This window comes from Clostridium chromiireducens (assembly GCF_002029255.1).
GTDB classification, from domain to species: Bacteria; Bacillota; Clostridia; order Clostridiales; family Clostridiaceae; genus Clostridium; species Clostridium chromiireducens.
Genome location: NZ_MZGT01000035.1, coordinates 36396 through 56675, shown reverse-complemented (window position 1 = coordinate 56675; position 20280 = coordinate 36396). Strand labels below are relative to the sequence as shown.

The 20280-nt window shown below is 31.2% G+C and carries 19 protein-coding genes and 1 pseudogene; 14 read left to right on the top strand and 6 right to left on the bottom strand.

The window, feature by feature from the left end; genetic code table 11:
* The first annotated feature begins 1047 nt into the window (after positions 1 to 1047).
* The 14 genes from metK to CLCHR_RS13630 all read left to right on the top strand — a co-directional run bounded on the left by metK (position 1048) and on the right by CLCHR_RS13630 (position 17289).
* On the top strand, positions 1048 to 2223 hold the full coding sequence (gene metK / locus CLCHR_RS13695) for a methionine adenosyltransferase (RefSeq protein WP_079440391.1): 1176 nt from the start codon (positions 1048 to 1050) through the stop codon (positions 2221 to 2223).
* A gap of 103 nt (positions 2224 to 2326) precedes the next feature.
* Positions 2327 to 2767: a pyridoxamine 5'-phosphate oxidase family protein gene (locus CLCHR_RS13690; protein WP_079440390.1), complete on the top strand. Its 441-nt coding sequence runs from the start codon at positions 2327 to 2329 to the stop codon at positions 2765 to 2767.
* Between the two features lie 22 nt (positions 2768 to 2789).
* On the top strand, positions 2790 to 3806 hold the full coding sequence (locus CLCHR_RS13685) for an aliphatic sulfonate ABC transporter substrate-binding protein (RefSeq protein WP_207652319.1): 1017 nt from the start codon (positions 2790 to 2792) through the stop codon (positions 3804 to 3806).
* 46 nt (positions 3807 to 3852) lie between these two features.
* Positions 3853 to 5049, top strand: coding sequence for a radical SAM protein (locus tag CLCHR_RS13680; RefSeq protein ID WP_079440389.1), 1197 nt, complete (start codon positions 3853 to 3855; stop codon positions 5047 to 5049).
* A complete protein-coding gene (locus CLCHR_RS13675; protein ID WP_079440388.1) occupies positions 5042 to 6268 on the top strand; it encodes an MFS transporter in 1227 nt (408 codons plus the stop codon). The genes CLCHR_RS13680 and CLCHR_RS13675 overlap by 8 nt, the downstream gene beginning before the upstream one ends.
* Before the next feature lie 89 nt (positions 6269 to 6357).
* Complete coding sequence (locus CLCHR_RS13670) at positions 6358 to 7728, top strand: MATE family efflux transporter (protein ID WP_242966055.1); 1371 nt, start codon at positions 6358 to 6360, stop codon at positions 7726 to 7728.
* A gap of 44 nt (positions 7729 to 7772) precedes the next feature.
* On the top strand, positions 7773 to 8471 hold the full coding sequence (mtnN, locus tag CLCHR_RS13665; protein ID WP_079440386.1) for a 5'-methylthioadenosine/S-adenosylhomocysteine nucleosidase: 699 nt from the start codon (positions 7773 to 7775) through the stop codon (positions 8469 to 8471).
* A gap of 464 nt (positions 8472 to 8935) precedes the next feature.
* On the top strand, positions 8936 to 9808 hold the full coding sequence (locus tag CLCHR_RS13660) for a nucleotide-binding protein (protein ID WP_079440385.1): 873 nt from the start codon (positions 8936 to 8938) through the stop codon (positions 9806 to 9808).
* Between the two features lie 14 nt (positions 9809 to 9822).
* Complete coding sequence (locus CLCHR_RS13655; RefSeq protein ID WP_079440384.1) at positions 9823 to 11220, top strand: nitrogenase component 1; 1398 nt, start codon at positions 9823 to 9825, stop codon at positions 11218 to 11220.
* 1 nt (position 11221) lies between these two features.
* Positions 11222 to 12526, top strand: coding sequence for a nitrogenase component 1 (locus CLCHR_RS13650; protein ID WP_079440383.1), 1305 nt, complete (start codon positions 11222 to 11224; stop codon positions 12524 to 12526).
* A gap of 507 nt (positions 12527 to 13033) precedes the next feature.
* Positions 13034 to 13870 carry an ABC transporter permease gene (locus CLCHR_RS13645; protein ID WP_079440382.1) on the top strand — a complete coding sequence of 279 codons (837 nt, stop codon included), beginning with the start codon at positions 13034 to 13036 and terminating at the stop codon, positions 13868 to 13870.
* A gap of 14 nt (positions 13871 to 13884) precedes the next feature.
* Entirely contained in the window at positions 13885 to 14658 is a 774-nt protein-coding gene (locus CLCHR_RS13640) for an ABC transporter ATP-binding protein (protein ID WP_079440381.1), read from the top strand.
* Positions 14659 to 14755: 97 nt separating this feature from the next.
* The gene (locus CLCHR_RS13635; protein ID WP_079440380.1) at positions 14756 to 15772 is read left to right on the top strand and encodes an ABC transporter substrate-binding protein; all 1017 of its coding nucleotides are present in this window, start codon (positions 14756 to 14758) and stop codon (positions 15770 to 15772) included.
* Positions 15773 to 15843: 71 nt separating this feature from the next.
* Positions 15844 to 17289, top strand: coding sequence for an aryl-sulfate sulfotransferase (locus tag CLCHR_RS13630; RefSeq protein WP_079440379.1), 1446 nt, complete (start codon positions 15844 to 15846; stop codon positions 17287 to 17289).
* Positions 17290 to 17398: 109 nt separating this feature from the next.
* Here CLCHR_RS13630 and CLCHR_RS25205 read toward each other — a convergent pair.
* The 6 genes and pseudogenes from CLCHR_RS25205 to CLCHR_RS13605 form a co-directional block, all read right to left on the bottom strand.
* Positions 17399 to 17665: pseudogene (locus tag CLCHR_RS25205) on the bottom strand (ATP-dependent sacrificial sulfur transferase LarE); the annotation flags it as partial.
* A gap of 40 nt (positions 17666 to 17705) precedes the next feature.
* Positions 17706 to 17963, bottom strand: coding sequence for a TIGR03905 family TSCPD domain-containing protein (locus tag CLCHR_RS13625; RefSeq protein ID WP_079440378.1), 258 nt, complete (start codon positions 17961 to 17963; stop codon positions 17706 to 17708).
* A 122-nt stretch (positions 17964 to 18085) separates the two neighbouring features.
* Complete coding sequence (gene thiS, locus CLCHR_RS13620) at positions 18086 to 18295, bottom strand: sulfur carrier protein ThiS (protein WP_079440377.1); 210 nt, start codon at positions 18293 to 18295, stop codon at positions 18086 to 18088.
* 116 nt (positions 18296 to 18411) lie between these two features.
* Positions 18412 to 19215: a HesA/MoeB/ThiF family protein gene (locus CLCHR_RS13615; RefSeq protein ID WP_079440376.1), complete on the bottom strand. Its 804-nt coding sequence runs from the start codon at positions 19213 to 19215 to the stop codon at positions 18412 to 18414.
* Positions 19216 to 19239: 24 nt separating this feature from the next.
* Positions 19240 to 19608, bottom strand: a complete 369-nt coding sequence (locus CLCHR_RS13610) for a DNA-binding transcriptional response regulator (RefSeq protein ID WP_079440375.1) — start codon at positions 19606 to 19608, stop codon at positions 19240 to 19242.
* Positions 19609 to 19691: 83 nt separating this feature from the next.
* Entirely contained in the window at positions 19692 to 20270 is a 579-nt protein-coding gene (locus tag CLCHR_RS13605; protein WP_202117253.1) for an aminotransferase class V-fold PLP-dependent enzyme, read from the bottom strand.
* Between the last annotated feature and the right edge of the window lie 10 nt (positions 20271 to 20280).

Here is a 20280-nt window from a genome sequence, read left to right as displayed (position 1 = left end):
CAAACTAGAAACATAATACTATCCAGTTTTAGTATTTCAAAAGAAATATAAAAATATAACTGGAAATGAAATTTCCAGTTATATAACACATCAAATATTCAATTTACACAAGTTATTCTACATTCTCTTTTTTTATTAGATTTTACTACAAAATACATAAAATTATAGTTTAAAAGCTGTGGGGTTAGTACCATAGCTTTTTTTATTTATGCATCAGCGTTTAGAAAACCACCTGCTAAGCGCAAGATCATAAATTTAAAGAGATTCGGGGCGTTGTTCTCTTTGTACAAAAAATGTTTAATCCTTAATATATAAAGAGAATTTTAAAATAAGTAGTGTAAATACTTTGCACTAACATAATAAGTTAGGAGGTAATGATATGAGTAATGTAAAATTTATGGTACCTGAAATGTTTGCAGGAATACTTTTGCTATCAGTACTAGGAGTAGTTCTTAATTACTTTTGGTGTGGATTCAAAGGAGAGTAACTTATTGGAAAGGTGATGTTGACAATGCCATCAATGGTTTATTAACAAAGTATATGAAGAACAAGGCAAATAACTTGTAAGAAATAAACTTTTTCATAAATTAGCGAAGATGTTATTATAATTATAGTATATAAAGCATAATAAAAAGTAAGACCATGTAAGACTAGATTTACTAGTGTATATGGTCTTACTTTTTGTAAACACAATGCAACTATGCTTCAATTATAATATAGGTTTTATTAAATTAATTAGGTCAATATATGACATTATTTATATTTAACTATGTGAAAATATATATGTTAGTGTATATGAATTGACATTATACACTGACCATCATAGAATTATATCATAGCAAACAGATATGAATAATGGATTATAATATTGCCTATAAATAATTTATTTTAAAGTTAAAAAATAACGTTTAGAAATATCAGTAGGTTGACCAGAAAGACTGGAGACTAATTATAAGATAAATAATAAATGTAATTCCGAAGATTTGCATAATAAGAATATTTTGTAATTAGTCTTTTTATTATCTCAAAATGAAAGGAAGATTTAAAATGAAAAAACTATTTACATCAGAATCGGTAACAGAAGGGCATCCAGATAAAATATGCGATCAAGTATCAGATGCTATTTTAGATGCTATTTTATCAGAAGATTCAGAAGGAAGAGTAGCTTGCGAAACATCAACTGGGACAGGCTTCATACATGTGTTGGGGGAAATTTCAACAAAAAGTTATGTAGATATTCCAAAGATAGTAAGAGAGACAATTAAGGAAATAGGATATACAAGTGGAGAATATGGATTTGATTATAAAACTTGTGCAGTTCAAACATCAATAGATGAACAATCAAGTGATATAGCAGTTGGAGTTGATACTGCAAAGGAAGTTAGAGATGGAGAAGATGATACTCTTTCATTAACAGGAGCCGGAGACCAAGGAATGATGTTTGGTTTTGCAACTAATGAAACAGATGAATACTTACCACTTCCAATAACACTCGCACAAAAGCTTGCAAGAAGACTTGCAGAAGTTAGAAAAAATGGTGAATTAGAATATTTAAGACCAGATGGTAAAACACAAGTAACTATAGAATATGAAGATGATAAGCCAGTAAGAGTTGATACGATTGTTATTTCGACACAACATGCACCAGAAGCTACTAATGATCAAATACACAATGACCTAATAGAAAAAGTAGTTAAAGCAGTTGTTCCATCAGAACTATTAGATGAAAATACAAAGTATTTTATTAATCCGACGGGAAGATTTGTTATAGGTGGGCCACAAGGGGATGCTGGATTAACTGGTAGGAAGATAATTGTTGATACCTACGGTGGGTATTCAAGACACGGTGGAGGAGCTTTCTCAGGAAAAGATCCAACAAAGGTAGATAGATCAGGAGCTTATGTTTCAAGGTGGATTGCTAAAAATTTAGTTGCAGCAGGAGTTGCGAATAAGTTAGAAATACAAATTTCTTATGCAATTGGAGTTGCAAAGCCAGTATCAATAACTGTAGACACATTTGGAACCGGTAAGATTGACGAAGAAAAGATAGCAGAAATTATAGATAAAGAATTTGATTTAAGACCAGCTGCAATAATTAAGACATTAGATTTAAAGAGACCAATATATAAGCAAACAGCTGCTTATGGACATTTTGGAAGAACAGATCTTGATTTACCTTGGGAAAAATTGAATAAGGTTGATGATATAAAAAAGTATTTATAATTAAAAACTGACTAGATAGCTAGAGGTTTTAAGAAATAAAAAATTATTTCTTAAAGCCTTTTATATTAAGAAAAAGTATTAATAAAAAAGAGGAGGAATTATAATGCCAAATAAAAATAAGGAAATAAGTGAATATTTAGAAAGCAGTAAAACAGCTGTATTAGCAACAGTAGATTCTAATAATAATCCAAATATAAGAACAATTGGAGGCTTTGGTGTAAATGATATTACAATTTATTTTTCAACAGCTAAGAAAAGTAAAAAAGTAGAAGAAATTGAAGGCAATAACAATGTGTCACTTTTATTTGAACATGAAAACCAAGAAAGATCTAAATTTGTGAATATTGAAGTAAAAGGAATAGCAGAAGAAGTTAAAGGTGAAGATCAATTTGATGAAGGACTTAAATATATTGCAAAGAGAAGACCTGAATTAAAGTTAGCAGGAGATACTCATAATATTTACAGAGTAGTACCTAAAGAGATAAAAGTTTTAGATTTTTCTAAAGAAAAACCAGAAGAAAGAATACAAAAGATTGAATTTTAGATTATACAAGGAGGTGTTAATAATGAAAAAAAGACTACTTGGTGTTATTGCTATATTAGGAATATTTACATTGAATATTATAGCATGTGGAAGTAATAAAAAAGCAGAGATAAAGGAAAAAAGTAGTGTTGATACGGTAAAATTTGGGTTCGTTGATGCTACTGGCACAGGGCAAATAACCGGTACTTTAGGTATTGCAAAAGATAAAGGTTATATTGATGAGGAGTTAAGTAAAATAAATGTAAAAGCAGAATTTGTTCCTATGACAGGTGCAGGACCAGCAATAAATGAATCACTAGCGGGTGGAAACTTAGATGTCGCAAATTTAGGGGATGTGCCAGCTGTTATTGGTAAAGCCGCAGGCATAGATACAGAACTAATAGCTACATCAGGACTTCGTAATGCTGCATCACTTATAGTCCCTAAAAATTCTAATATTAATTCAGTTAAAGATGTGAAAGGTAAGAAAATCGCAACTCAAAAGGGAGCATATATGCACGAGGTATTGCTAAATATATTGCAAAATGATGGACTTACAATAAATGATATTCAGTTTGTGAACATGAATTCTCAAAATTCAGCAGATGCATTAACGTCAGGAAATGTTGATGGAATTGTTATTGGTGGAGTATCTTTAGGAAAATTAGTGTTAAGTGGTTATGCTAAAGAAATAGTAGATTACAGACAAAATCCTCAATGGAATACTTCTTCTTATTATGTTGCAAGAACAGAATTTGCAAAGCAGAATCCAGAAATAATTAAAGCCATATTAAAAGGGTTAGTAAGAGCGAAGAAACTTTCTGAAGAAGATGAGCAAGCAAATTTGCAACAATGGGTTAAAGCTGGAAATTCAGAAGAAACTTATAAGTATTTGTATCCTAAAAATGATTATGTAGATGACATCGCTATAAGTGATGAAGTTATTAATAGTGGAAAGTCTACTGTAGAATTTTTAAAGAAAAATGATTTGATTAAGAATGATATAGATATAAATAAATGGATTAATACTAGTTATTATGATGCAGTAAAAAATAATTAATTATAAATTTAAATAATTTTTTAGATAATGAAGGAGGAAAAAATAAATGAGTAATATTAAAGAAATTCTTTATAAAGAATTAGAGCTTAAGGCAAAAGTAAATGTAGAAGGTGTTAATGCAAATCCAGCTATTTTTAAACATCTTGATTTAGGAGGGGAATATCAAGAGCAGATTCATTCACTTTTTGAAATGGATCATCATGATCATGTTGGAATTAGTTTTCCATGCGGATTTACATCACCAAATGGGTTGAGATATAACTTTAATTGGGATGTTAATTCTAGACTTTCAATTAAATATCATGATGACAAATATTATCTAGCAGAAAATGATAAGGAATTATTCCCAATAGAATTTGATAAAAGGCCTAATTACTATAAATTAAATACTTCTGATGGAACAGAGATGTCGCATGTTGCAAGCTTTACTCCAGGGGGAACTGTAGGTGTGGCTTATAGTAATGAATGTTCACTCAAGGAAAAGGGATTAGATTGCCTATTTTGTAATGCAAATGCAACAAAAGATACCTATGCAGAAAAAGAAAATATAAAATGGAAAAATCCGAAGCAAATAGGAGAAACAGTAGCAGCTGCATATAAGTATGATGGTGGGAAGCATGTTAATATTACAGGTGGATTTATACCTGAGAGAAGAGAAGTTGAATATTATATTGATGTCGCAGAAGCAATTCAAGAACATACAGGATTAGTAGATTTTAATGGTACAGCTGTAATAGGAGCTCCAGATGATTTTAGTGTTATAGATAAATATAAAGAAGCTGGGTATAGAACTATAGCTATCCAATTAGAAATATGGGATAAAAATATTTTTAAAACAATTTGTCCTGGTAAGGAAAAAGAATGCGGTGGATGGCAACATTGGGTAGACTTACTAGAATATGCAGTAAAAGTTTTTGGTTTTGGTAGGGTTAGAACAGGTTTTGTAACGGGAATAGAGCCAAAAGAAAAAACTCTTGAAGGAGTAGAATATTTGGCATCAAAAGGAATTATAAGTTTAACAAATCCTTGGAATCCAAATCCAGGATCTAAATTAGAAGGGCATAGAACACCAACTCCAGAATGGCATCTAGATATGGCTAATAAAACTTATGCAATATTAAAGAAAGCTGGATTTACTTATGAGCAGTACTTTGATGCTTCACCTTCGCCTGATTTTTTTGTTCATGACATATATAGAATAGAAGAAGAGCGTCTGCCTATATTCAAGAAAAAGAATGATTAGAGAAATATTTTGTGATGATGTGAAAGCAAGAAAGTTATCAATAGATAAGAAATATATATTATTTGGATTTGTAACAATAAATATTTTAACAGGAATGTGCTGTGGGATAATTTCTATGGTATTACCTCTTTTTGCAATAAGTATGGGCGCAAGTACTAGTCAGGTTGGAATTATTAAAGGAATGTCAGGTATAGGTGCTTTGATAATGGTATTACCTTCAGGACTTTTAGTAGATAATTATGGCGCTAAGAGGTTATATGTTTTTGGAAGTATATTTAGTACTCTGACAACATTTATGTTAGCATTATCAACATCGCCAGAGGTAATAATTATTGCTATGGCACTTCAAGGATTCTCAAACTCTTTAAGATTTACATCACTAAATGCAGCATTTTTTAATAAATTAAATGAAATAGGTATTGAAAAATCAGGATGGTATAGGGGTGCAATGTCAATAGGTTTGACGTTTATTGGTCCTTTAGCAGGAGGATATTTAATAAGCATATTTAGTTACATCAACGTATTTAATATAACTGCAATATTAACTTTATTACCTATGATCCCATTATTGTTTTTTATATTTATGGAAAATAATAATGAAAAGAGTGTAAAAATTAAATTTAATATTGTAGAGCAGTTAAAGGAATTTAAGGAACTGTTAAAAGATAGTATTTTGAGGCAAACTGTAATAATTGAGGGTGTAAGTACTGCATGTTTCTCATCATTTGCAACTTTTATAGTTGTATATTTGGTTAATATATTAAATGTAAAAATTCAATATGCTTCATGGTTTTTGATAACAGAAGGAATTGCTTATGTAATAGTAGTATTTCTTGGTGGAGGATTATTATATAGATATAGTAGGAAGAATCTATATTTAACCAGTATTACTATAATGATGTTGGGATTATTAATAATAGCTGTTTACAAAAGTGTTTGGATAATAATATTTGGAACAAGCATACTTGGAGCAGGAACCGGATTATTAAATATAATAACCTATTCTAGCCTAGGGAGTGTTAAAGGTAAAAAGGGGAAAGTGTCAAGTGCGTTATCAGCTTGCACTGGAATGGGGTCAACCTTTGGTCCAATGTTTGGTGGATTTATAGGAGAGATTTTTAGTTATAGTGCAATATTTTTAGGGTATATACCAATACTTCTTATAGTTGGGATATATATATATATTAATATGGATAATAGAGTGTCTGACAATAAGTAAGTTGGTTTATTTATAAAATATTTGTTAGAACCAGCCATGTAATTATATCACAGATAATATTATTTTGAAGGAGGAGGTATCTATTGGAGATGACAAGAGTTTCACAATCGGCAAGGGCACTTTATAAAGAGTTTACCATGTTGGCAATTCCACTTGTGCTTACACGAGTAGTGGATACTTCTGTCAATCTCATCGCTGGTATCTTGGTGGGACAGCTTGGCGAAAAAGCAATTGCTGCGGTAACTTTATGCAACAACTTTTACTTTATGTTCTGTTTGCTTACATTTGGGATTTGCAATGGAACGGCGATTTTTACTGCACAGTATTGGGGAAAAAAGGATTTTAACGGTATCAGGCGAATGCTTTGTCTCAATATTCTTATTGGAGGCTGCATTGGAGTAATTTTTGCTGTTTTTTGTTTACTGTTACCCAAAAGTGTTATGCTTATGTTCACTGATGATAGTGCTGTTATCGATTTGGGGGTGCAGTATTTAAATGCCACGGCTATCAATTACATATTCTCAAGTGCAATATTTACATTTAGCAGCTTGCTCAAAAGTGTGGAACGGTCAAAATTCTCGCTTGTTGCATCCGTTGTATCTATTGGCATCAACATATTCCTTAATTTGGGTTTGATTTATGGTAAATTCGGTATGCCTGTGTTAGGTGTATATGGCTCAGGTATTGCAACAACAATTGCGCGAGGCATCGAGCTTTTACTACTGGTTATTCTCATGTTTGGAAGAATATCGTTTTTGCGTCATAGTTTTGAGGGGTATTTCAGCTGGGAAATTGGATTTATGAAGCATTATCTGAAAACTGTTCTTCCGGTGACTTTCAATCAAGGACTTTATGGTATTGGAACGATGCTGTATAGCACAATTTATGGGCGGATGGGCACATCAGCCGTTGCTGTGGTCAGCATCGTGTCTATAGTACAAAAATGTTCAAATGTATTTATGACGGGAGCTGCGGCATCAGCTAGCGTATTGACGGGTAGGGAAATCGGTGCAGGCAATATGGAGGGTACTTATCATAATTCCCGCAGACTGCACAGAATTGCACCGTTGGTAGGTATTCTTTGCAGTCTTATATTTTTGCTACTTACCCCTGTCATAATAAACTACTACAACGTTGATAATTACGTGAAGGTACAAGCATTCCATCTTACAATATTACTAGCAATATCAATCGTGTTTGAAGCGTGCAATCATATCGGCATCGTTGGAATATTAAACAGTGGTGGTGACACGCTCTACTGTTTTATGCTGGATACTATTGGTGTATGGTTAATTTCACTGCCGCTGCTTTTTATTTCTGGCATCATTTTGCATACAGGGATTGAGGTTGCTTTCGGGCTAACTCTTGTGGAGATAATTATAAAAAGCTTTTTTGTACGGTGGCGGATTAACAAATATGCATGGGCAAAAAATATTGTAAATAAAGTTCAGAAGGCATAAAGATATTATCAATAATATAAAATTTAAGATGAAGGAGAATTTATATGATAAAAATAGCATTAGTTGCCGCAATGGAACAAGAGATTATTCCATTATTCGAACAATTTGCTACGGACAGCGCATGGTATCAAAAAGATGAAAAAATATTTATAAATGATACATTGGGTATTTCTGTTTATGGAAGTGTCTTGGGAGTTGGAAAAGTAAACGCTGCATATCATACGGCTGAGATTTTGCTAGAATTTTCACCAAAGCTAGTTATTAATATTGGTTTTGCAGGTGGTATGCAGCATGGGGTATCAAGGGGAGATATCGTTATAGGAAACGACTATCGTCAAGTCGATTTTCAGGGATTTAATATGGGTAATGAAGCAGGTATAATACCAAAGTCAAAGCCATATGTTATTCCAGAAATTTTTATTAAGATACTTGTAGAAAAGAGTAAGGAATTGGGATATCCATGTCATGTTGGAAGGATTACTACAGGAGATTTTTTCCTGAGTGACAGTAAAAAAAAGCAGGAGATCATTGATAAATTTACACCTGTAGCTTTTGATATGGAGTCGGCAGCAGTAGCACATGTATGTGCTGAAAAGGGAGTTGCATTTGTTGCGGTGCGTACGCTTTCAGACCTTGCGGATGATCAAGCTGAGGCGACTATCAAGACTTCCAGTGATAATATTGAGCAGCGTCCAGTTAAGCTTGTGCTCAATACCCTAACTAGATCTTTAGCATCTATATGAGCAGGAGATACGTAAAAAAGTGTCATAAAATAAAAAACAAGACCATATACACCTATATTTTATTAGAGTATATGGTCCTACTTTTTATTGACACAATGCAATCAAGTCTCAATTAGAAAATTGGATTTTAATAAATATACATTGCTCACCATAAAATAATATAATATGAAACAGATAAGATTAAGAGCATATTATGAAATTATTTATATTTAACCATGTGAAAATATAGGTGTTAACGTATTGTAATTGACATCATAAATTAGTAATTATATGATTAAATCACACTAAACATATATGAATAATAAAATATGTATTTTAACTACTATTTAATTAAATGTTAAGTTAATTTTTTATATAACATTCAAAATAAATCTATAGGAAATAGTCAAAATGATAATACCCCAAAATGGGGTGCTAATGAAATATATATAATACACAAAATTATATTCGAGAGGAAGATTATTATGGGAAAGATAGGAAAACATATAGCGATTTATGGAAAAGGTGGTATTGGTAAATCAACTACTACATCAAATATAAGTGCAGCACTTGCAGAAGCAGGATATAGAGTTATTCAAATAGGATGTGATCCAAAGAGTGATTCAACTAACACACTTAGAGGAAATAGTTATTTGCCAACAGTTTTAGATAGTATGAGAGAAGGTAAAAAAGTTCATTTATCAGATGTATCTGCAACTGGATTTGGAGGAGTGCTTTGTATTGAATCAGGTGGACCAGTGCCAGGAGTAGGATGTGCAGGAAGAGGTATAAATGCAGCAGTAAATTTACTTCAAGATTTAAATCTTTTTGAAGAATATAAACCAGATTATGTTTTATATGATGTTTTAGGAGACGTAGTTTGTGGAGGATTTGCAGTTCCTATAAGAGATGGAATTACAGACAGAGCTTATGTTGTAAGTTCTTCTGACTTTATGGCAATCTATGCAGCAAATAATTTATTTAAAGCAATTAATAAATATGCACCATCAGGAGGAGCGAAGCTTGGGGGAATAATTGCTAATGGATTAACAGCAGGATATTCACAAGCAATAGTTGATGATTTTACATCAAGAACAGGAACTAAGGCAGTTGGATATGTGCCACGTTCATTAGTAGTATCTCAAAGTGAATTATTTGGTAAAACAGTTATAGAAGCAAATCCAACATCTGGGCATGCAGATATATATAGAGAGTTAGCAAAATATATTGCTGAAAGTGAAGATTTAGTTGTACCAAATCCATTAGGAGTAAGTGAACTTAGAGATTGGGCAAGAGAATGGGGAGATAGAATATACGATACTGAAACAGGAGTTGTTCAAGAAAGTCTTGGAATATAGGAAGGAGAGTTTTAATGGGAGCATTTGATGGTATTAAACTTCAGGGGAGAGAAAAGAGATTAAGCACTTTAAGTGCATATTTAGGAACGGCACATAATTTAGCTACAGAAGATCAAGACAGACAAAATATAAGAACATATTCTGAAGCTACATTTGATGAAGTAATATATGCTTTAAAAGCAGTTGGAGATATAGAGGATTCTATCACAGTAGTTCACAGTCCTTTGGGCTGTGGAAATGCGAAACTTCGTTTTTGGGCAGATGGAAGTAAATCAAGTTGGTACACTACTAATTTAAATGAAAGAGACACTATTTTAGGTGGAGATGATAAATTAAGAGAAACAATTCTAGAGGCTTATAAAAAACATGAACCCAAAATAATATTTGTAGTAGCAACGCCAGTTGTAGCAATTAATAATGATGATATAAGCGCGGTAGTATCAGAATTAGAAGAAGAGCTAAATACTAAAATAGTTCCTATTTTTACAGATGGTTTCAAATCCAAAGCTGCAATAAATGGATATGATTTAGTACTTCATGCTATAGGAAGATATTTAGTTAAAGGCGATGCAGAGGAAGAAAAGAGTAATGTTTTAAATTTGATTTCTTTATCAGAAAATAATGAAGATATAAAAGAGATTCTTTTGTTACTTAACGAATTAGAAATAAAAACTAATATTATTCCGAAGTTTGGTACTTATGAAGATATAAAGAATTCTTCAAAGGCAAAAGTATCTATTGCATTAAATCATGATGAAGGGTTTTTCTTAGGAAGAGGATTAGAAGAAAGTTATAATGTTCCATATATAAAAACTAATGTTCCAATAGGAAGTAAAAACACAGCTGAGTGGCTTCAACTAGTAGCAGAAGTATTTAATGTACAAGATAAAGCTGAGAAAATAATAGAAAGAGAAAATTTTAAGAAAAGAAAATTAATTGACAAATCACCTCTTTCAGGATTAAAGATATATATTGATTTAAAAACTTCTAAAGCAACTAGTTTGGTATCTTTGATAAAAAATCTAGGTGGAGAAGTTATAGGGATTACAATAGATGAAGTGGACAAAGTTAATAAAAATAAATTGGAAGAATTAAAATACGATCTTCCAGTTCATGTAGGAAGTGGACAGATATTTGAAATTGCAAATATTTTAAATAAATTAAAGCCAGACATCTATATTGGAGAAGCAAAAAAGACAGCATGGGTATCAAAGCTTGGAATTATACCAATATCTATAGGAAATGTGGCTCTTTATGGTTTTGATGGAGGCAAAAAATTAGTCGATTTAATTAATAAATCTATAAAAAATAGAGAACTAATTGATAGTGTTGCTGCAAATAGTGATTTACAGTATAAAGATGCTTGGTTAAAAAAGAGTACGAATTGGTACATAAAACAGGAGGTGAAATAATATGGCACAAGGAGTAGAAAAATCTCGTAATAGTTGCGCGCTTCAAGGAGCTATTAGTACTATATCAGAAATAAACAGAGTAGTGCCAATAGTTCATTCAACAGCAGGTTGTACAATTCAACAAGCTATGGTAAATAGTGTAAGTGGTTATAATGGCTTTGATATTCCTTCAACTAATGTAGCAGAAAAACATGTTATTTTTGGTGGAGGATCAAGATTAAGAGAACAAATAAAGAATACAGTTAAGGTTGTAGATGGAGACTTATATGTAGCATTAAGTGGATGTGCTCCAGAACTTGTTGGAGATGATGTAATCACAATGACTAATGAGGCTCAGGAACAAGGTGAACCTGTTATATATTATAAGGCACCAGGATTTAAAGGAAGATTTCACTTAGGGTATGAAGGTGTTGTAAATGCAATAATAAATCAACTTTCAACAATAACAGCTGTAAATACATCAAAACAAAATGATTTAGTAAACATATTTGGAATAATTCCTAATCAAGATGTACATTGGAGAGGTAACTTAGAAGAATTAAGAAGAATACTTGAAGGAATCGGATTAAAAGTTAATACTCTATTTGGATTTGGACAAGGAATAGAAGCGTGGAAGGATATTCCTTCAGCAGCACTAAATATAGTATTTTCAAAATGGGGAGTTAGTATTGCGGAAAATTTAAAAAATAAATATGAAACTCCGTTTTTAAACTTAGAATCTATTCCAGTAGGAGCTAAAGATACAACTAGTTTTATTAAAAAAGTTACTAACCTTTTAGTAATTGATTCAGAAGAGATAGAAGAATATATTAATGAAGAAAAAGAGAAAGAAAATTATTATCTTAATAATTTATTAAATTTATATGTTGATTATAATTTTCAAAAGAACTTTGGAATAGTTGGAGATGAAAGCACTGTTAATGGCATAAGTAGCTTTTTATCTAAAACATTTGGATTAATTTCAAAAGTGAATATTTATACAGATCCAATACAAGAAGAAGATGAGGTTCTTGGAGAAAATGTATATCGTACAGATGATTTAAATGAAATTCAAGAAATATTAAAAGACAATAAAGTTGAATTAATTTTAGGAAGTTCATTAGAAAAGGAAGTTTCAGAAGAATTAAATATTCCGCTACAAGTTATTTCATTCCCAGAAGTGGATAAAGTTATTTTAAATAAAAGTTATTTAGGATTTAATGGGGGAATTAATATACTTGAAGACTTAAGTACAGTGCTCTTAAATTATGAAAGAAAACTACAACAAAAAATTAGTGATGATATAAAGTCATTATTAGCAAAATAAGAACTACTAGAAAACTAGAGGTTTTAGGAAACAATTTTTCTTGTTTCTTAAGACCTTATTTATAGCGTTGAAGATGGTGGATATTCCAGCCTTTGAACTAATAATATTTTAGATACAAAGGTAGATGAGATCATTTGTAACCCCATAAAGAAATAAATTCATCAGTTTAATTACAAGTCATTTTAGCCTGTTTTAAATATTAAAAATAAATTGGTGGCCTCAGAATCGAAACAACCACTCTGTTTTTAGTGCCTAAATATATGAAATTATTTAGATATAACCATGTCAAAATATAGGCATTACTATATTTTAATTGACACCAAACAGTTAATAACATATCATGATATCATAGTAAACAGGTAGGGATAATTGGTTATGATTTTATGCAGAAACTAATATGATGAAGCTCGTAATAATATATGTCTAGTTTTTGAGTGATTAAGGTTATAAATTGCCACATCAAGTAAAGTTATAACAATCAACAAATTAAGTGAGGGGGAGTGTAAGATGGAAAAGGTGCAAGAAGGATTAGAGGTAAGAATTAAAAGTGAAAAATCACAAAAAAAGAATATTATTAATATAGGTGGTGAAGGAATAATTAATTATATTAATATTTCAATTTTACCAATATTAATATTAATACTTTGGATTGTAGCCACAAATCTAGAATTATTCTCAGCAGCAATATTACCATCTATATCTACAGTGTTTGATTCTTTAAAAAGTCAATTAAATTCGGGTCAGCTTTGGAAAGATATAAGTATTAGTTTAGTAAGAGTTTTGGAGGGATATTTAATTGCTGCAACTTTAGGAATTACGCTTGGAGTTCTTATGGGTATTAGTGAAAGAATAAATAAATTCTTTTTCTTAACTTTTACGTCTATAAGACAAATACCAATGCTAGCTTGGATTCCATTAATAGTTTTATGGTTTGGAATAGGAGAAAGTTCTAAAATAATAGTAATAGTTATTGCAGCTTATTTTCCAATTTTATTAAATACTATGAATGGAATAAAAAGAACTGATGCAAAATTAATAGAAGTAGGTAATATGTATAAGTTAAGTAAATGGAAGCTATTCACTAAAATATATTTTCCATCAGCATTGCCTTCAATATTTGTTGGATTAAAGCTTGGTCTTGGTATATCATGGATGGCAGTTGTAGGTGCAGAAATAATAGCTTCAAGTTCTGGAATAGGATATAGAATGAATGATGCAAGAAGCTTGATGCAACCAGAAGTTGTGTTTGTTGGAATGTTTGCAATTGCACTTATTGGAATTATAATGGATCAGATTTTATCTAGAATTTCTAAAAAAATTACTCCATGGGAAAATAATAAATAAGGAGGTCTGGTAATATGGGAGAACAAAAATTAACAATTGAACATCTTAATAAGAACTTCGAAGTAGATGGAAAAAGTGTAAATATATTAAATGATATTAATTTAAATATAAATGAAGGAGAATTCGTAGCAATTGTAGGGCACAGTGGATGTGGAAAGAGCACTTTGCTTAAGATTATTGCAGGACTTCTGGATTATGAGGAAGGAAGCGTTATTTTAGATAATAAAAAAATTACTAAACCAGATATTGATAGAGGTATGGTATTTCAAGAGCACAGATTGTTTCCATGGCTTACAATTAAAGAAAATTTAGCTATAGGTTTAGACCAATTAGATAAAAAAGAGAAAGAAGAAATTATATCTGACCATTTAAAGCTAGTTGATTTAGAAGACTTTGGAAATGTATATCCTCATCAGTTATCAGGAGGAATGTCCCAAAGAGCAGCTATAGCAAGAGCACTTGTAAATGCACCTAAGGTATTACTTTTGGATGAACCTTTTGGAGCGCTTGACGCCCTTACTAAGATTACATTGCAGGATGAAATATTAAAAATATGGGAAAAAGAAAAGACAACAATGATTATGGTTACTCATGATATAGAAGAAGCTGTATATTTAGCAGATAGAATTGTGGTCATGTCAGCAAGACCAGGTAGAATTAAAGAAATAGTTAATGTTAATTTAGGAAGAAGCAGAGACAGAGGTAGTGTTGATTTTGCTAGAATAAAAAAGAGAATTTTAGTGCATTTCTTTGAAGATAAAAGTCTTACATTAGAGTACAATATTTAGATAATTTATCGGTATTAATTTTTGTTTGTTTTCCTAGTATTTCGATAATAGAACTGAATAAAATGAATTTATAAATTTGAATTGGAGGGATTTACTTATGAAAAAGAAATTATTGTCAATGTTTTTAGCAGCAACCACGGTGTTTATGTTAGTTGGATGCGGAAATAGTAAACAAGCAGAAAATACAAAGAGCACTGAAAAGGTGGAAAAGGTAGTCAGAATTGGTTTTCCAGGAACTCAAAATTTTATCGGTGGAGTAGCTGGTGTAGCACAAGAAAAGAAGTATATAGATGATGAACTTAGCAAGGCAGGTTATAAAGTTGAGTACAAACCTTTTGCGGCGGCGGGTCCAGCTGTAAATGAAGCATTGACAGCAAAAGAAGTTGATATTGCAATATATGCAGATTTTCCAGGAATTTTAAGTAAATCAAAGGGGGTAGAAACTTCGTTAATAGGGATAGCGGATAATTATATAACTTCTGCAATTATTGTAAAAGCGGATTCAACTATAAGCTCGGTTAAAGATTTAAAAGGTAAAAAAATAGGATTTGCTAAGGGAACTTATATGCAAAAATATTTATATCAGATATTAGATGCTAATGGTATTGCACAAAGTGATGTTGAATTGATTAACACTACTGATTTTGATTCGGCACTTTACGGAGGTGCTATAGATGCATTGGTTGTAACGGATACTCAAGAAGCAATACAAGTTTTAAGTAAAAAGACAGCTAGAACAATTGATACTTCGAAAAATCATCCTGATATTACTGCACAGTCAGTAGTAATAGGAAATAGCAAATTTTTAGCGGAAAATAAGGAGGCAGCAGTCGCATTATTTAAAGCATTAAAAGAAGCTAAAACTTTAATGAAAGAAAATACAGGTGAAGCATATGACGTTTTGACTAAATCAGGCCTAGATAAAGAAGCAACAAAATCACTTTATGGCAAAGACAATGGAAAATTTGATTATGTTTCATTAAAGGTAGATGATGCAGCTAAAAAGAAGATTAATGATAGTAAAAAGTTTATGTTAGATAATAATTTAATTTCAAAGGATTATGATACAGATAAATGGGTAGATAATTCATTTTATGAAGAAGCAAATAAATAAAAGACAAAACAGCTAAGTTTAAAAAGCGTTAATAAATAAAAATATGAAGATATTTTAAGGAGGAAATTATTATGGGACATCCAACTATTTATCCAACAGGAGCAACACTTTATAATCCAAAGAAGGCTTGGAGTGGTTATACTATTTTTCAAGTAAAAGGACTAGGTGCATTATTAATCAATATGAATGGAAAGGAAGTTAAGCTATGGAAAGGCCTTCAAGGCTTTCCTAATAAAATACTTCCGGGTGGTTATGTTTTAGGAAGTACTGGTGAAAGAAATCCTAAATATGGAATGCAGGATATGATTGATTTGGTGCAAGTAGATTGGGACGGAAACATCGTTTGGAAATTTGATCATAACGAATTTATATCTGATGATGGTGAAGAACCTCAATGGATGGCAAGACAACATCATGATTATCAAAGGGAAGGCAGTACTACAGGTTATTATACACCAGGCTCAGAACCATTAGTAGATAAGGGAAATACTTTCATACTTACCCATCAAAATGTTAAAAATTCTAAAATAACTGAAAAATTACTTTTAGATGATAAGATTGTTGAAGTTACCTGGGATGGAAAGATTGTTTGGGAGTGGAGACCTAATGAGCATTTTGATGAACTTGGCTTTGATGAAAGTGCTAAAAATATACTTTATAGAGATCCTAATATGAGACCAGCAGGGGGTGGAATGGGAGATTGGCTCCATATAAATTCTATGTCACTGCTTGGGCCTAATAAGTGGTACGAGAGTGGCGATGAGAGATTTAATCCAGAAAATATTATTTGGGACAGCCGCGAAGCAAATATTTTAGCGATTATAGAAAAGAAGAGTGGCAAAATTGTTTGGAAGGTTGGTCCGTATTATGATCAAAGTGAAGAACTCAAGAAGTTAGACTGGATAATTGGACAACATCATGTACATATGATTCCAAAAGGTTTGCCAGGAGAAGGTAATATATTAATTTTTGATAATGGTGGATGGGCAGGATATGGAAGTCCAAATCCAGTAGCTCCAACAGGAAGACAAAATGCTCATAGAGATTATTCAAGAATATTAGAAATTAATCCAATTACCCTAGAAATAGTATGGCAATATACTCCAAAGGAAGCTGGCCTTATTGAGCCATTAGATTCAAGCAGATTTTATAGTCCATTTGTAAGTAGTGCTCAAAGATTACCAAACGGAAATACTTTAATAACAGAAGGTTCAGATGGTCGAATATTTGAAGTGACAGTAGATCATGAAATAGTTTGGGAATATATAAATCCATATAAAGGTGAGACTGAGATACCAAGTATGAATATGGTTTATAGGGCTTATAGAGTTCCTTATGAATGGATACCACAATTGGAGAAGCAGACTGAAGTTGAAATACAAAAAATTGATGTAAAGAATTTTAGAGTTAATGGATCAGAACCTATAGGAGCAGTAGAGGAAACAGAGGTTAAAGGGGCAAAAGGATATAATCAAAATGATGCTTTTTGCGTTATTTCTAATAGAGAATCACAATAGGTAAGTAAAAATTTAATTAAATTAACTTTAAGTACAAACTTAATTTGCATTTAAAGTTAGTTTTTTCATTAAGTTATTAATATATAGGTCACAATTTGAAATGCACATTTGACAACTCACGTATATCATTTTTAGTCAGTTCTGCTTCTTTTAGTGGACCTGACTATACCAAGTTCTTTAGCAGTTTTCATACTGGTCTATAATTTCCTGTATCATCAATATTTGAACCATCAAACACATAATTAATACCATTATCTAAGGCAATGGTATTAATCTTTGTGTATAGTTCTTTTTTGCAATAATAGCATCTATTTTTAGGATTGGCAGCAAAACCTTCGATTTCTAATCCTTCTGAAGAAATTATTATATGTTTTATTTTTTACAGATGATATTTTAGTCTCAATAGAGGTTATAACTTATTCAATCTTTTCATATTTTTCTCTAATAGCTATAGCAAGCTGATCAGTACAAGATGTACCCTTACTATTACAATTGATTCCTTTGAAGTTTTCTTCAATTTCTTCAACTGTCATTCCTTCAACGATTTTGCAGATAGCTTTAAGATTACCATTGCAGCCGCCTCCAATAAAAGTAACATTGTGAACAACATTATTATCTAAATCAAAGGATATTATTTTAGGACAAATACCGTTTGTTATATATTGATTAGACATATTAAGCCCTCCTAGCTCGTATAATTTAACATGAATATTAATTTTTTATTGAAAATAAGGATGTCTTTAAAATGATTTTTAATCATTTTAAGGCATCCATTTAAAATATAGAAGTGAATTACTTAGTTGTTTCCTCCACCCATATAGTAAAGAAATTCAACAGTATCGCCATCCTTTATAATATGTGTTCCATAATTAGCACTAGGGATGATATCTTCGTTGACTTGGACTGTTACATATTCTTGCATTTCAACGTATTCTTTTTGTAAAAGCTCGTTTACTGATACCTCGTTTTCCAAAACCGTTTCTTTTCCATTAATAATTATTTTCATAATAAATATGTCCTCCTAGAATTATTTCTTTGATTGTGCCTTAATGTACATAAAATAAATAATAGACAAGCATGCTGGCCTATTATTTTTTAATTTCGACTAAAATGTATTTCAATTTAGCCACAAACATTTAACTCATAATCAATTAATTTATTAATAGTTGGTGCTTCACCGCAAATTGCACAATTTTTATCATGATGAATATTAATTGTTCTAAAATTCATTTTTTTTGCATCAAATGTTAGCAGTTTTCCAGCTAATAAATCACCAACACCTGTAATATATTTCAAAGCTTCACTTGCTTGGATAGAACCAATTATACCACCCATAACTCCAAGAACCCCTGCTTGCTGGCAAGTTGGTACTACGTCTGGTGGCGGTGGGGTTTGGAAAACACAACGGTAGCAAGGACCTTGTCCTGGAACGTAGGTCATGGTTTGTCCTTGAAATCTAATGATTCCAGCATGTGAAAATGGTTTTTGAAGCATAACGCAAGCATCATTGATTAAAAATTTAACGGGAAAGTTATCTGTTCCGTCAATAATAAAATCATAATCTTTATCTTTTATAATATCTAAAATATTTGAAGCTGTAGCGCGTTCTTGATATGTAACCACATTAACATCTGGATTTATTGCATTAATAGTTTCTTTTCCAGAAATAACTTTTGGTTTTCCAACATCCTGAGTTGAATGAATAATTTGTCTTTGAAGATTAGATAAATCAACAGTATCAGCATCAACAAGTCCAATAGTTCCAACTCCAGCAGCTCCAAGATACATTGCAGCAGGTGCACCAAGTCCACCTGTACCAATGATTAGAACCTTACTATTTAATATTTTTTCTTGGCCTTTAACACTGACATCATCTAAAATGATTTGCCTTGAATATCTTTCAAGTTGTTCATTAGTAAAATTCATAGTTTACCACTCCTTGTAAATTTTTTACCTTGCTATAATGTTTCTGACTAAAATAGCAAGTTGATGTAAGTTTTCTTTTAAAAGATATGCACAACATCTGTTTTTCATTGCAAATTTAATACTTTCTGGTGAAACATCTTCTGACACAATGATAAAAGGTGTTTTAGGAGAAAGTTCATTTCTTATAAAAAGAGCTTGAATAGCATTAAAGTGAGGTGTTGAATTATCAGATAGAATAATATCAAATTTATTTTCTTTTAATGCATTCCTCATAGCTTCTTCACAGTATATATGCTGGCTATAAACCTCAAATCCCCCTCGTTTTAGTTCAAGAACATTTAAGTCAGCAATATATTTAAATTCTTCAATAATTAGAACACGTATATTTTTCATTATAATCTCCTTTTAGCATTTGAAAGAAAATAACTAGTCAAAGGTATCATGATATTGACTTGCTATTTTTAAATATGCCTTAACTAAATTTTACTGATTGTATTTTCAAAATCAGTAATTAAATCCTCAATATCCTCAAGTCCAACACTAATTCTAATTAAATCATCAAAAACTCCAGTATTTTCTTTGGCCATAGCTCTTATGGTTAAAATTGCACCAAAGTATCCATTAAATTGTTCAAGAGCTAAGCCATTTAAAAATGCATTAAAGGGAATAAGACAGGAACCTAGATTCTTAAATAATCCGCCTCTAAGCTTTGAATGGTAGGAAAACCTGCCAAATTTCTTCGATGTTGCTAAATTAGGATAGTGCTCAAAATCCCATTTGAAATTTCCACTATCAATAATAACTCCGCTAATTGAAATCCCACTTCCATTAATACATTTAGATGAGGAGTGAATTACTATATCAGCTCCTAATTCAGTTGGTCTAATAATAAATGGAGTTGCAAAAGTATTATCAACAATTAAAGGAATATTATAAGAATGGGCAATACGTGCAATTGCATTTATATCTACAACATTAAGTTTTGGATTACCTATGGTTTCAATAAAGATTGTTTTAGTATTTTCATTTATGAATTCTTCAAAATCCTGAAACAAAGCAATTGTT

What these genes read in the sequence shown, in the direction of transcription:
- metK (WP_079440391.1), top strand. Translation starts at nt 1,048, where the DNA reads ATGAAAAAACTATTTACATCAGAATCGGTAACAGAAGGGCATCCAGAT.
- CLCHR_RS13690 (WP_079440390.1), top strand. Translation starts at nt 2,327, where the DNA reads ATGCCAAATAAAAATAAGGAAATAAGTGAATATTTAGAAAGCAGTAAA.
- CLCHR_RS13685 (WP_207652319.1), top strand. Translation starts at nt 2,790, where the DNA reads ATGAAAAAAAGACTACTTGGTGTTATTGCTATATTAGGAATATTTACA.
- CLCHR_RS13680 (WP_079440389.1), top strand. Translation starts at nt 3,853, where the DNA reads ATGAGTAATATTAAAGAAATTCTTTATAAAGAATTAGAGCTTAAGGCA.
- CLCHR_RS13675 (WP_079440388.1), top strand. Translation starts at nt 5,042, where the DNA reads ATGATTAGAGAAATATTTTGTGATGATGTGAAAGCAAGAAAGTTATCA.
- CLCHR_RS13670 (WP_242966055.1), top strand. Translation starts at nt 6,358, where the DNA reads ATGACAAGAGTTTCACAATCGGCAAGGGCACTTTATAAAGAGTTTACC.
- mtnN (WP_079440386.1), top strand. Translation starts at nt 7,773, where the DNA reads ATGATAAAAATAGCATTAGTTGCCGCAATGGAACAAGAGATTATTCCA.
- CLCHR_RS13660 (WP_079440385.1), top strand. Translation starts at nt 8,936, where the DNA reads ATGGGAAAGATAGGAAAACATATAGCGATTTATGGAAAAGGTGGTATT.
- CLCHR_RS13655 (WP_079440384.1), top strand. Translation starts at nt 9,823, where the DNA reads ATGGGAGCATTTGATGGTATTAAACTTCAGGGGAGAGAAAAGAGATTA.
- CLCHR_RS13650 (WP_079440383.1), top strand. Translation starts at nt 11,222, where the DNA reads ATGGCACAAGGAGTAGAAAAATCTCGTAATAGTTGCGCGCTTCAAGGA.
- CLCHR_RS13645 (WP_079440382.1), top strand. Translation starts at nt 13,034, where the DNA reads ATGGAAAAGGTGCAAGAAGGATTAGAGGTAAGAATTAAAAGTGAAAAA.
- CLCHR_RS13640 (WP_079440381.1), top strand. Translation starts at nt 13,885, where the DNA reads ATGGGAGAACAAAAATTAACAATTGAACATCTTAATAAGAACTTCGAA.
- CLCHR_RS13635 (WP_079440380.1), top strand. Translation starts at nt 14,756, where the DNA reads ATGAAAAAGAAATTATTGTCAATGTTTTTAGCAGCAACCACGGTGTTT.
- CLCHR_RS13630 (WP_079440379.1), top strand. Translation starts at nt 15,844, where the DNA reads ATGGGACATCCAACTATTTATCCAACAGGAGCAACACTTTATAATCCA.
- CLCHR_RS13625 (WP_079440378.1), bottom strand. Translation starts at nt 17,963, where the DNA reads ATGTCTAATCAATATATAACAAACGGTATTTGTCCTAAAATAATATCC.
- thiS (WP_079440377.1), bottom strand. Translation starts at nt 18,295, where the DNA reads ATGAAAATAATTATTAATGGAAAAGAAACGGTTTTGGAAAACGAGGTA.
- CLCHR_RS13615 (WP_079440376.1), bottom strand. Translation starts at nt 19,215, where the DNA reads ATGAATTTTACTAATGAACAACTTGAAAGATATTCAAGGCAAATCATT.
- CLCHR_RS13610 (WP_079440375.1), bottom strand. Translation starts at nt 19,608, where the DNA reads ATGAAAAATATACGTGTTCTAATTATTGAAGAATTTAAATATATTGCT.